Annotated in this window: 11 protein-coding genes; 10 read left to right on the top strand and 1 reads right to left on the bottom strand. The window is 54.2% G+C overall.

Annotation, left to right across the window (positions count from 1 at the left end; translation table 11 throughout):
- Positions 1-134 precede the first annotated feature (134 nt).
- From ACFOLF_RS08510 to ACFOLF_RS08500, 3 genes are all read left to right on the top strand, one after another.
- Positions 135-1,607 (top strand): 4-hydroxyphenylacetate 3-hydroxylase family protein, encoded by a 1,473-nt coding sequence (locus tag ACFOLF_RS08510; RefSeq protein WP_210038001.1) that lies wholly within the window; start codon positions 135-137, stop codon positions 1,605-1,607.
- 18 nt (positions 1,608-1,625) lie between these two features.
- Positions 1,626-2,798, top strand: a complete 1,173-nt coding sequence (gene ssuD / locus ACFOLF_RS08505) for an FMNH2-dependent alkanesulfonate monooxygenase (RefSeq protein WP_210038000.1) — start codon at positions 1,626-1,628, stop codon at positions 2,796-2,798.
- A gap of 93 nt (positions 2,799-2,891) precedes the next feature.
- Positions 2,892-4,280: an LLM class flavin-dependent oxidoreductase gene (locus tag ACFOLF_RS08500; protein WP_379113998.1), complete on the top strand. Its 1,389-nt coding sequence runs from the start codon at positions 2,892-2,894 to the stop codon at positions 4,278-4,280.
- Here the strand turns inward: ACFOLF_RS08500 and ACFOLF_RS08495 are convergent.
- On the bottom strand, positions 4,250-4,738 hold the full coding sequence (locus ACFOLF_RS08495) for a GAF domain-containing protein (RefSeq protein WP_210037999.1): 489 nt from the start codon (positions 4,736-4,738) through the stop codon (positions 4,250-4,252). The genes ACFOLF_RS08500 and ACFOLF_RS08495 overlap by 31 nt on opposite strands.
- A gap of 151 nt (positions 4,739-4,889) precedes the next feature.
- Here ACFOLF_RS08495 and ACFOLF_RS08490 point away from each other — a divergent pair, with 151 nt between their 5' ends.
- From ACFOLF_RS08490 to ACFOLF_RS08460, 7 genes are all read left to right on the top strand, one after another.
- On the top strand, positions 4,890-6,197 hold the full coding sequence (locus tag ACFOLF_RS08490; protein ID WP_210037998.1) for a homocysteine synthase: 1,308 nt from the start codon (positions 4,890-4,892) through the stop codon (positions 6,195-6,197).
- A gap of 93 nt (positions 6,198-6,290) precedes the next feature.
- Positions 6,291-7,178: a MetQ/NlpA family ABC transporter substrate-binding protein gene (locus ACFOLF_RS08485; protein WP_210037997.1), complete on the top strand. Its 888-nt coding sequence runs from the start codon at positions 6,291-6,293 to the stop codon at positions 7,176-7,178.
- A gap of 32 nt (positions 7,179-7,210) precedes the next feature.
- A complete protein-coding gene (locus tag ACFOLF_RS08480) occupies positions 7,211-7,981 on the top strand; it encodes a methionine ABC transporter ATP-binding protein (RefSeq protein WP_210037996.1) in 771 nt (256 codons plus the stop codon).
- Positions 7,974-8,639, top strand: coding sequence for a methionine ABC transporter permease (locus ACFOLF_RS08475; RefSeq protein WP_210037995.1), 666 nt, complete (start codon positions 7,974-7,976; stop codon positions 8,637-8,639). Before ACFOLF_RS08480 ends, ACFOLF_RS08475 begins: the two co-directional genes overlap by 8 nt.
- Before the next feature lie 33 nt (positions 8,640-8,672).
- Positions 8,673-10,061: an LLM class flavin-dependent oxidoreductase gene (locus tag ACFOLF_RS08470; protein WP_210037994.1), complete on the top strand. Its 1,389-nt coding sequence runs from the start codon at positions 8,673-8,675 to the stop codon at positions 10,059-10,061.
- 465 nt (positions 10,062-10,526) lie between these two features.
- Positions 10,527-11,732, top strand: a complete 1,206-nt coding sequence (locus ACFOLF_RS08465) for a nucleotidyltransferase domain-containing protein (RefSeq protein WP_210037993.1) — start codon at positions 10,527-10,529, stop codon at positions 11,730-11,732.
- Positions 11,704-12,915, top strand: a complete 1,212-nt coding sequence (locus ACFOLF_RS08460; RefSeq protein ID WP_210037992.1) for a glycosyltransferase — start codon at positions 11,704-11,706, stop codon at positions 12,913-12,915. Before ACFOLF_RS08465 ends, ACFOLF_RS08460 begins: the two co-directional genes overlap by 29 nt.
- Position 12,916: the final 1 nt, after the last annotated feature.

Raw genomic sequence — 12,916 nt, 5'->3', positions numbered from 1 at the left:
AATTGCTGTTTAACAGACAGTTAAGAAGATAATGTCGGTTGTGCATTACTGCAGGATAAGTATAATAAAAACATATTAAACCGACTTTAGCAATGGGGAATGTATGATTAATAACAAAATGAAGGAGACCCGATATGCCGACAAGGGGAGACCGTTTTATTTCTAGTTTGGCTGATGGACGGAATGTATGGCTGGACGGGGCCAAAGTCAAGGATTTGTCCGAACATGCCGCATTTCAAGGTACGCTCGGCACGATAAAACGTTTATTTAACCAGCTTGACGATCCGGCGCTCCGTGATAACGTAGGTTTTGCTCCGCCGGGACGGGAAGCCTACGCGCACAGCTCGTTCCTGGTGCCCTATACCGCCGAGGATCTTAGCCGCCGGAGCCGGGCTTTCAGCTATTGGGCTGATGAAACCCACGGCATGATGAGCCGCTTGTCCGACTACGGCCGTTCCATGATTACAGGCTGGTATGCGGCCAGGAAGCAGTTAAGCCAGCTTGATCCCGACTTCGAAGCGAAGATCACCGCTTATTATACGGACGCCCGCGACCGGGACCTGTTTCTGACAACGGCTATTCTGGACCCGCAGATTGACCGGTCTGTCAGCCTGGACGACAGCCGTATTGCCGAACGTTTCCTGCATGTCGTCAAGGAGACGAAGGAGGGCATTACGGTCCGTGGTGCCAAGATGATTGCCACCGGGGCTCCGTATACGCATGACTTCATCATATTTTCCTTCCTGCAATTTGACCAAAAGAACCGTGAGCATGCCCATATTCTTATCGTTCCGGCCAATTCCGAGGGACTGCATATTGTATGCCGGGAATCCTTCGCGGACAGCAGGGAGCAAAATCACATATTAAGCTCCCGGTATGAGGAAATGGATGCGGTGCTGTTCTTCGATGACGTGTTTATACCGTGGGAGAGAGTGCTGCTGTACGGGAATTCGGAGGCGGTCCTGAAGCTGAGAGCCAACAAGACGGCCAACTCGCTCGCCTTTCATCAGACTGTGGTCCGCTATGTATCGAAGCTGGAGTTCGTCACAGGTGTTGCTTTTGCCATTGCCGAAGCGATAGGGGTCAACGGATATTTGCACATCCAGGAGAAGCTGGGCGAGCTGATGACCCAGGTGGACACGATGAAGGCGCTGGTGATCGCCAGCGAGACGAAGGCGAGGCACGATGAGTCGGGAGTTCTGGTGCCGGAGATTTCCTATATTGATACGGCCCGGAATATCGGCACCAAATTTTATCCGCGGGCCATTGAAATTCTGCAGCAGGTGGGAGGCGGGGGATTCGTCCAGACGCCGTCGGGCATGGAGGATTTCTATGGACCGATTTCCAAGCTGATGCATCTGTACTTCGAAGGAGCTTCAATCAGCGCGGAGAAGAAGATCCATCTGTTCAAGCTCGCCTGGGACCTGATCGGCAGTCCGCTGGGCGCAAGGCATGAGCTCTATGAACGCTTTTACGCCGGTGATCCGGTCCGGGCTTATGCCAGCCAGTATGTGAAGTCCGATAAAGACAGCTTCACAGAACCCGTATGGAATCTTCTGAAAGAAGCGGGCAAGCACGGAACCAAGAGGAACTACACCTATATATAAAGAGAGGATGCATGAGAAATGGAAGTATTCTGGTTTATTCCGACTCACGGAGACGGACGGTATCTGGGGACAAAGGAAGGGGCAAGGGCCGTCAGCTACGCGTATTGCAAGCAAATTGCGCAGGCTGTTGACGAATTGGGCTACAGCGGAGTTCTGCTGCCGACCGGCAAGTCCTGCGAGGATGCCTGGATCGTGGCTTCGACCCTGGTCCCGGTCACGGAAAGGCTGAAATTTCTGGTAGCCGTCCGTCCCGGCTTAATGTCTCCGACCCTGGCGGCCCGTATGACGGCTACGCTGGACCGTTTCTCCAGAGGAAGACTGCTGATCAATGTGGTGACAGGCGGCGACCCTGTTGAACTGGCCGGTGACGGGGTGTTTATGAATCACGATGAGCGCTATGAAGTGACGGATGATTTCCTGCATATCTGGCGCAAGGAGCTGGAAGGCGAAGAAGTGGATTATGAAGGCGATCATCTGCAGGTGAAGGGTGGAAAAGTGCTCTACCCGCCTGTTCAAAAGCCTTACCCTCCGCTTTACTTCGGAGGCTCCTCGGATGCCGGCGCGGATGTCGCGGCTGAGCATGTCGATGTATATCTGACCTGGGGAGAACCGCCGGCGCAGGTGGAGCAGAAGATTAACCGCATGCGCAAGCTGGCCGAGGCCAAAGGAAGAACGCTCCGCTTCGGCATCCGGCTGCATATCATTGTCCGCCCCACGGAAGAAGAAGCCTGGCAGGCGGCGGACGAGTTGATCGCCCATCTGGACGAGGATACGATCGCGGCGGCTCAGCAAATTTTCGCCAGAATGGACTCCGAAGGCCAGAAGAGGATGTCGGAGCTGCATCATGGCGACCGGTCGAAGCTCGAGATCAGTCCAAACCTGTGGGCGGGCATCGGCCTCGTGCGCGGAGGAGCGGGCACGGCGCTGGTCGGCAGCCCGGACAGCATCGCCGCCAGAATGAAAGAATACACGGATTTGGGGATCGAGACGTTTATTCTCTCCGGCTACCCCCATTTGGAAGAAGCCTACCGGACCGCGGAGCTTCTGTTCCCCAAACTGAATCTGGGCTCCGCCGGGAACGCCGGGGATCCGTCCTTCATCAGTCCCTTCGGAGAAATGATTGCCAATAACGAGCTTCCGGGAACAACCAGGCCTGCGGGCAAATCGCCTGTAAGCAGCCTGAAATCATAATACGGCATCTACCGGAACACCGGAGACCTTCAGCTTGGGACAAAGAGCTGTTAAGCGTCTCCGTTTTTATTTTATGGAAGGGAAGTGACGAGGGTGGCAAAAAAGAAACAGCTGCGGTTGAATTTATTTGATATGAACTGTGTCGGGCACAACTCCCACGGCTTGTGGAAGCATCCCGACAATGAACGCAGACGGTATAACGATCTTGGTTACTGGACCGAACTTGCGCAGCTTCTGGAGAAAGGGAAATTCGACGCATTGTTCCTGGCTGATGTGATCGGCGTCTATGACGTATACAAGGGCACACGCGATATTTCCATACAAAATGCGGTCCAGGTTCCGGCCAACGATCCGTCGCTGATTGTTCCCGTTATGGCTCATGCGACCAAGCATCTGGGATTTGCGGTTACGGTCACAACCTCTTACGAGCATCCTTTTGCCCTGTCCCGGCGCTTGTCCACCTTGGACCATCTCACGAGAGGGCGCGTGGCCTGGAATATTGTGACCTCGTATTTGCCGAATGCGGCAAGAAATTTCGGCCTCGACGAGATGATCAAGCATGACGACCGGTATGAAATTGCCGAGGAATTCCTGGAGGTCTGCTACAAGCTGTGGGAGGGAAGCTGGGAGGATGACGCTGTCGTATTCGATACGGCGGGCGATATTTATGCCGACCCGGCCAAAGTGCATGAAATCGCTCATAAGGGTAAGCATTTTCAGGTAGCCGGTCCGCATTTATGCGAGCCTTCTCCGCAGCGTACGCCGGTCCTATATCAGGCGGGCAGCTCAGGCAGAGGCAGGGCGTTCGCAGCCAAGCATGCGGAATGCGTGTTTGTTGGCGGACAGACGCCGGAGGCGCTCCGCTTTTATGTGGATGACATACGTTCGCAGGCGAAAGCCTTCGGGCGGAATCCCGAGGAGATTCTGATGTTCAAGGGATTCTCGGCGATTGTCGCGGAAACTGCGGCGGAGGCCAGGGATAAGTTCCATGATTTTGAACAGTACCGCAGCAGCGAGGCGGCATTGGCCCAATACTGCGGGTCCAGCGGATATGACCTGTCGAAGCTGGATGACAATCAAATCTTCGAGTATACGTCTACGGAAGGCAATCAAACGAGGGCGGCGCAGTATACCCAGTTTACGAAGCAGCGTACGGTTGGAGAAGTGAAGGAATCGATCGGGAAATTCGGGGGAGGCTGGATGCAGGTCGGCACGCCGGTCGAAATTGCCGATGAAATTGAACGGTGGGTTGAAGAAGCGGGCATAGACGGCTTGAACTTTGCGCAGGTGGTTACGCCCGGGACGGTCAAGGACTTTATTGAACTGGTGGTGCCGGAGCTGCAGAACCGGGGTCTGGTGAAGGAGGAGTACGAGGAAGGGACATACCGCCAGAAGCTATTTGGCCATGATACGTCCCATATCCCCGCTGCTCATCCGGCTGTTTCCTACCGTCACCTGGCGGGAGAGGCAGTCAGGCGCTGACAGAACTGCTCCAGATACTGCTGGTCGGTCTCGCTGAAGCGCGCTTCAACGGGGCTGTCGATATCAAGCACGCCGATCAGGGTATCCTGACGGAACAAGGGAATGACCAGCTCTGACCGGGAAGCGGCATCGCAGGCGATATGGCCGGGAAACAGATGGACATCGTCCACGCGCATCGTGCGTCTCTCGGCGACGGAGGTTCCGCAGACCCCTTTGCCATAGGCAATGCGGGTGCAGGCAGGCAAGCCTTGAAACGGGCCGAGAACTAGCGTATTCCCGTCCTTCAGCAGGTAGAAGCCTACCCAGTTGATGGTTTCGAGGAACTGTCCGAGAAGAGCGGATGCATTGGCAAGATTGGCGATAAAATCCGGCTCGTCTTCAATCAGGCTGTCTAATTGCTGTATCAGCAGCGTGTACCGGTCCTCCGGGCTGCCCTCGTAATTCCGGGTTTGAAACATGGGAACTTACCTCCTGAATATGCGATGGATTGGAATGATTCATAATTCATGTTCATCCTATTGGAATCCCGCTGCGATGTCAACAAGGCAGCCGGGGAGCCGGCGGCAGGCGAAATTTAAAATCAGAATCCATAGAAAAGAGGTTGTTCAAATGGCGGATGAGAGACAATTATCACTGGAAACGTTAGCGGTGCACGCGGGACAGCAGATCGATCCGACTACGCTCTCGCGGGCCGTGCCGATCTATCAGACCACATCTTACGGCTTCCGCGATACCGAGCATGCGGCTAATCTGTTCGCGCTGAAGGAATTCGGCAACATCTACACGCGCGTTATGAATCCGACTACGGACGTATTCGAGCAGCGGGTGGCGGCGCTGGAAGGCGGGGTCGGGGCATTGGGCGTTGCCTCGGGACAGGCGGCGATTACCTACTCCATCTTGAATATTGCCGGTGCGGGCGACGAGATTGTTTCGGCGGCCAGCTTGTATGGGGGCACCTACAATCTGTTCTCCAACACGCTGAGGAAATTGGGCATCAACGTTACATTCGTGGACCCGGGCGATCCGGAAAATTTCCGCAAGGCCATTACGGATAAAACCAAAGCCCTGTATGCCGAAACGATCGGCAATCCAAAAGGGGATGTTCTGGATATTGAAGCGGTGGCGGCCATCGCCCATGAGAACGGGATTCCGCTTATTGTGGACAACACATTTCCCAGTCCATATCTGCTGCGCCCGATCGAGCATGGCGCCGATATCGTGGTGCACTCGGCTACCAAGTTCATCGGCGGCCACGGGACATCCATTGGCGGCGTCATTGTAGACGGAGGCAAATTCGACTGGACAGCAAGCGGCAAATTCCCGGGAATTACGGAGCCGGACCCCAGCTATAACGGCGTCGTATATACCGAAGCGGTCGGTCCGCTTGCTTATATCATCAAGGCCAGAGTCCAGCTGTTAAGGGATCTCGGAGGCGCCTTGTCGCCCTTTAATTCCTTCTTGTTGTTGCAGGGACTGGAAACCCTGCATCTGCGCATGGAGCGGCACAGCTCGAACGCTCTGCAGGTGGCCCAATATCTCGACAAGCATGAGGATATCGAGTGGGTAAGCTATCCCGGACTTGCGAGCCATCCTTCTTACGGGCTGGCGCAGAAGTATTTGCCCAAGGGGCAGGGCGCGATTCTGACCTTTGGCATCAAGGGCGGCATAGAAGCCGGGAAGAGATTGATCCATTCCGTTCAGCTGTTCTCGCATCTGGCGAATGTCGGAGATTCCAAGTCGTTGATCATTCATCCTGCAAGCACAACTCATCAGCAGTTGAACGAGCAGGAGCAAGCGGCCGCAGGCGTTACGCCCGGACTCATCCGGCTTTCGATCGGCACGGAAGGGATTGACGATATTATATTCGATCTGGAGCAGGCAATTGCAGCCAGCAAGCGGAGTGAGCCGGGCCAATAATAAGCGGCGGCATGGCCGTGCTGATAAGCCATGATTTAATACCAAGCAAATCCATCTGATAAATCAACTATTGAGGGAGCGAAACGTAAAGCTATGAAAAAATCGTTGGGGCTATTATTCATTATTATTTTCCTGCTGACCGCTTGCGGTACAGAGCAGACATCCAATACAGCGAAATCAGGCGATGTCTCTACGGCGGCCGCTGGCGGCGGAACGGAAGAAGTCAAGAAAGAGGATAAGGTCATCAAGCATATTATGAGCGACAGCGGGTTTAACGGCGATATCGCCAAAATCCTGAAGGATGAGGTTGCCAAGCAGGGCTATACCCTGGATGTGGTGATCGTAAACGACATCATTCAGCCGAACAAAATCGTCAATGACGGCGAGGCGGATTCGAACTCCTTTCAGCATGAGGCTTATTTTGACCAGTTTGTCGAGGATCAGGGTTTGAAAAATATCGTCCGCGGCTTCTACACGATCTTCTCGCCATCGGGGTTATACTCCAAGAAATACAAAAAGATTGAGGATGTTCCGGACGGAGCCACCTTCGGCATTCCCGTCGACCCGGCCAATAACGGACGCGCCTTGTTCATGCTCCGCGATCTTGGACGCCTGAAGCTGAAGGACGGCGTAACGGTAACCCATGCAACCCTGAGAGATATTACGGACAACCCGCATAAATACAAGTTCAAGGAAGTGGATCAGCTGATGCTGCAGCGTACGCTGGAAGATGTTGATGTGGGCTTCCTGTTTGCCGGAACCGCTGTTCAAATCGGCCTGAAGCCGAGGACGGATGCGCTTGCCCTGGAGGAGGGGGAGGGTCTGCCGTACAAGAGTATCGTCGCGATCCGCAAAGATCTGGTAGGCTCGGAAAAAATGAAGGTACTGCAAGCCGCCTATGAAAGCCAGCCGATTAAGGATTTCTATAAGAGCAAGTACGGGGATGCCATTGAATTCATAGATGATTTAAATCATAAGTAAGCGCTGCTTACAAACGACAGGAGCGATGCGTTGTGATAACGATTCAGGATGTGAACAAAGTATTCAGGATTCCCGATGGAGAGCCGCTGACGGCGGTCTCCTCGGCTTCTCTGCAGATAGACGAAGGCGATATATACGGCATCATCGGGTTCAGCGGCGCCGGCAAATCGACGCTTCTGCGGACGATTAATTTGTTGGAACGGCCTGACAGCGGCAAAATCATCGTGGACGGACAGGATATGCTGGCGTTAAGCGAAAGCGAGCTGCGCAAGGCGCGCATGTCGATCGGCATGATTTTCCAGCATTTCAATCTGCTCAATAACCGGACTGTTTTCGAGAACGTCTCTTTTCCTCTGGAAATTGCGAAGATGCCCAAAAATGAACGAAAACAGCGGATTGAGGAATGCTTGCGGATCGTGGGACTGGAGGACAAAACCAAAGCCTATCCCGCCAAGCTGAGCGGCGGGCAGAAGCAGCGCGTGGCGATTGCCCGCGCGCTCGCCAACGGCCCGAAAGTGCTGCTGTGCGATGAGCCGACTTCCTCCGTGGACCCCTCGACAACGGGAAGCATCCTGGCTTTCCTGAAGGAGATCAATGAACGCCTCGGAATTACGATCGTGATCGTTACCCATGAGATGAATGTCATCAAGTCCATCTGCAATAAGGTTGCCGTAATGGAGCAGGGCGTCGTCGTCGAGAAGTTCGAGATGAACGATGCCAAGTTCGAGCCGAAGTCCAATATCGCCCAATTCCTGTTCAAGAATGAGATCGTGCTGGATAAAAGAGAGGTGGCCTATGTTTGACAATATCATCTACGCCGGCCCTGAGATTATAGAGGCTCTGGGCGAAACCTTCTATATGCTCGTAATTACGATCCCGCTGGCTGTGCTGCTTGGCACGCCGCTCGGTACGCTGCTGTATTTGACGCGCCCGGGCTCTTTTGTCAAAGCACCGAAGTTTTATTTTATGCTCAATGGCCTGGTCAATCTCGTACGGTCCTTCCCGTTTCTGATTCTGATGATCGCGATCATTCCGATCACCCGTCTATTGGTAGGGACGGCGCTTGGAACGACAGCGGCGACTGTGCCGATGGTCATTAATGCCGTGCCTTATTTTGCCCGTTTCGTGGAGCAGACGCTGCTGGAAGTAAACCGCGGCGTTGTGGAAGCGGCCGAGTCGATGGGAGCGAACCGTTTTCAAATTATCTGGAAGGTGCTGTACACGGAGGCCCGTTCAGGCATCGCCAATAACATTACGATTATTACGGTCAGCTTCCTCTCTTATTCAACGGTAGCGGGACTGGTTGGAGGCGGGGGCATCGGGGATTTTGCCATCCGTTACGGCTATTACCGCTACCAGACGGATGTCATGTTCTTCACCGTCATCTTGATGGTTATTTTCGTTCAGGCCTTTCAGTTTACAGGCAATTTCATCGTCCGCAGGCTGGATAAAAGACTTTAAGCTATCAATACGAAAGAGAAAGGCGGGCGAGCCATGCCGAAGAAAATACACTTGAATGCTTTCGAAATGAACTGTGTGGGGCATCTCTCCCACGGCATGTGGGTGCATCCGGACAATAACCGTCACCGCTATACGGAGCTCTCGTACTGGACGGAGCTTGCGCAGCTGCTGGAGCGGGGGAAATTCGACGCCTTGTTTCTGGCCGATGTGGTCGGCGTTTACGATACGTACAAAGGAGGGATGGAAACCTCGCTGCGGGAAGCGGTTCAGGTTCCGTGCAACGATCCCCTCCTCATTGTGCCGCCAATGGCCCTGGTTACCAAGCATTTGGGCTTTGCTGTGACCTTCTCCACATCCTATGAGCATCCCTATGGCCATGCGCGGCGCATGAGCACGCTCGATCATTTGACAAAGGGGAGGGTGGGCTGGAATGTGGTGACCTCCTACCTGCCCGGCGCGGCGCTCAATTACGGCCTGGACAGGATGATTCCGCATGACGAGCGCTATGAAATCGCCGATGAGTATCTGGAGGTTTGCTATAAGCTGTGGGAGAGCAGCTGGGAGGACGATGCGGTTGTCCGCGATGTGGAAACCGGCACGTATACCGATCCTGCCAAGGTGCATAAGATCAATCATGAAGGCCGGTACTTCAAGCTCCCCGGCCCCCATCTATGCGAGCCTTCCCTGCAGAGAACGCCGGTTGTCTATCAGGCGGGCAGCTCGGCCAAGGGCAGGGCGTTCGCAGCCAAGCACGCGGAATGCGTATTTCTGGGGGCGCCGACGCTTGCGGCATTGAAGCAGCATATCGCGGATATCCGCGCGCAGGCGCAGGCATACGGACGCCAGCCCGGGCACATCAAGATGTTTACGGGCTTGTCGGTGATTGTCGGCCGGACAGAAGAAGAGGTGAACCGCAAGGTGGAGGAATTCGGCAGGCTTCGCAGCGTCGAGGGCGTCCTCGCCCATTATGGCGGCTCCAGCGGCTATGATTTGTCACGTTACGGACCTGACGATTATCTGGAGTATGTGGAGACCGATCACGGTCAGACGGCGGCATCGCGGTTCACCAGGCACAATCGCAAAACGGTAGGCCAGATCATCGAAACCTTCAAGACGCTGGGTGGACAATCGCCGTTGTTTATCGCGGGAACACCGGAGCAGGTAGCGGATAAAATCCAGTACTGGGTCGAGGAAACGGGAATCGACGGTTTTAACCTTACGCAGTTTCTCTCGCCGGGTTCCTTTCGCGATTTTATCGAGCTGGTCATTCCCGAGCTCCAGGAAAGAGGGTTATACCGGACGGAGTATGAAGAGGGAACCTTCCGCGAGCGGCTGTTCGGGAAGGGATTTAACCTGACCCCGGAAGGCCATCCCTCGGCATCGATCCGCCGGCAGGCATTTCAGAATACGATAGTACGTTGACGAATGCTATACACAGCCTAAGGGAAGAAACGAACTCTGCCGCACGGCGGCAGCCGTTTCTTCTTAAAATATAAGAAAGCATAAAATTTGACCCATACTTTGCTTCTATTTTTGAGTGAAGAAACTTACTGCGCCGCCTTAAGGACGGCGGCAGCCGTTTCTTCTTAAAATATAAGAAAGTATAAAATATGGCTTATACTATGCTTCTATTTTTGAGTGAAGAAACTTACTGCGCCGCCATCAGGGAGGCGGCAGCCGTTTCTTCTTATTTGTCGTTTTATGTCGTCATCCGGAGCATGCGGACGGGATAATTAGCGGTCCCGGTCGGAAAATGGCATACTCGGACAATTTCGCATGCTCCTGATTGACAACATTCTTAGAGGGTGTTACTCTGATAGTGTGTTCGTTTTATAGAACATTAAATTGTCATTTGTTCGTTATGATGGATTCTTGAAGGAGAACCCTATGGTCAATACAGTTGTGATTGATAAGCGTCAGCTGACCGCTCCTTTGCAGCTGATGCTCAAGATTTTAGCCGATGACAGGCGGGTCAGATGGAATGATCATGCGGAGCTGTTCGCCGGTATGGATTGGGAGGCTTTCATCAAGCTTGCCAGGCATCACCGGGTTTATCCCTATTTATATACCAGGCTGAAGGATATCGGTCACGACCTGGTGCCGCTGCCGGTCCTTCGGGGCTTCTACCAGGAATACTGCAATAATACATTTATTATGCTCGGTTTATGCGGCGAAATGGAGCGCATCTGCAAGCACTTTGACGAGGCTCATATTCGTCCGCTTCTTTTGAAAGGCCCGGTGCTGGCAGCTGATCTATATGGCGACATCTCGCAGCGGACCTCCTGCGATCTGGATATACTGATCCCGATCAGAGATCTGCTGCATGCGGAGGCCGGGCTGTTGGAGCTTGGTTATATCAAAGACGATTATATTGATACCGTATTGAATGACTGGAAATGGCGGCATCATCATACGACCTTCAAGCATCCGCGGACCGGCATTAAGGTCGAGCTTCATTGGAGACTGAATCCGGCGCCGTCGAAGGAACCGGCATTCGAGGAATTATGGAGCCGCAGAAGAAGGAGCCCGCTGTCGTCCTATCCGCTGTTCTATCTGGGGAGGGAGGATTTGTTTTTGTTCCTGGTTACCCATGGGGCGCGCCACGGATGGTCCCGGCTGCGCTGGCTGCTGGATATCAGGCAAATTTCGCAGCAGAACCCGGATGCCGATTTGCTTAAGGAGCTGCTGCGGGCCAACCAGGCCGCCCATATCGGAGGGCAGGCGCTTGTTCTGACCTCGCAGCTGCTGGGGATGGAGACGCAGCCGGCACTCAGGCCGCTAATGGCTGGAGCCAGGCCGGGACGGCTGGCCAAGGGAGCGATGTTCTATATCAGACAAATGGTCCAGCTGCATAGCGATCCCCTGCCAGAGGATGTCAGCCGCTACCATAAGCGACATCTGTTCTCGCTCATGACGATCCAGCAGCGGTCCCTGTTCATGCTCAGCTTCCTCTTTCCCTATCCCGAGGATGCCAGGACGCTGCCGCTGCCCAAAAGACTACATCTTCTCTATATTCCTTTACGCCCGTTTCTGTGGGCCTGGAGAAAACTGCAGGGGGGACAGCATGAAAAACGTATTGATCGCCTCTTATGATATGGAGGTCGGCGGTGTGGAGCGAAGCCTGGCAAGCATGCTGGAAGCCTTCGACTACGACCGTCATGCCATCGATGTGATGCTCTGCCGCCATCAGGGCGATTTCATGGATTTGCTGCCTGACCGGATCAGGCTGATGGGGGAAATCCGGGCTTACTCAACCTTTCGCAAGCCGATCCGCGAAATCTTTACCGAAGGTCAGTGGTTCCTTGGCTTGTCCAGGGCATTGTCCAAGCTCCAGGCGGATTGGACGGGAAGAAGGAAGGGCCTCTCCGAGCCCGGGTACCTCCAGATGCAGCTCATGTGGAAGTATGCCCTGCCTTTTTTGCCGAGGGTGGAGCAGTCCTACGACGCGGCGATCAGCTATTTATGGCCGCATTACTTTGTAGCCGACAAGGTCAATGCCGCAACGAAGATCGCCTGGATTCACACCGATTATTCCATGGTGGAGGCAAATCCGGAGCTGGACCTGGCGATGTGGGACAAGTTTCATTATATTGTGGCGGTATCGGAAGCGTGCAGACAGTCATTTTTGTCCCGCTATGAATCGCTCAGCAGCAAGTTGTTCGTTATTGAGAACATCACTTCCCCTGCGTTCGTCCGGTCTATGGCCGGCGGGCCTGCCGCCAATCCGATGGATCGGGACAGCCGGTTCAAGCTGCTGACCGTCGCCCGGCTGTCCCATGCCAAGGGAATTGATCAGGCGGTACAGGCTTTGAAGCTATTGAGAGACAGAGGCTTCCCCGATATCGCCTGGTACGTGGTCGGATACGGCGGCGACGAAGCGCTGATCCGGGATTTGATTCGCGGGAACGGCCTTGAGGACAGCTTCATTCTGCTGGGCAAGCAGACCAATCCTTATCCGTATATCCGCTCCTGCGATCTGTATGTCCAGCCGTCCCGGTATGAGGGCAAGGCGGTGACGGTCACGGAAGCGAAAATTATCGGCAAGCCGATTCTGATTACCAATTATTCAACCGCTCACAGCCAGGTTGTCGACGGATATGATGGATGCATTGCCGACATGTCAATCGAGGGAATCGCAGACGGCATTCAGCGGCTTTACCGGGATGAGGCTCTTCGGGCTCATCTGGCCGGTACATGCATACATACCGATTACAGCAACGGCTCCGAGCTTGAGAAGCTGTACAGCCTGATCGGTGTACGGAAGGAAGGGGCATAGA

Origin of the sequence: Paenibacillus sepulcri, from assembly GCF_042647105.1 — a bacterium.
GTDB classification, from domain to species: Bacteria; Bacillota; Bacilli; order Paenibacillales; family Paenibacillaceae; genus Paenibacillus_Z; species Paenibacillus_Z sepulcri.
This window is presented reverse-complemented; position numbering and strand designations above follow the sequence as displayed.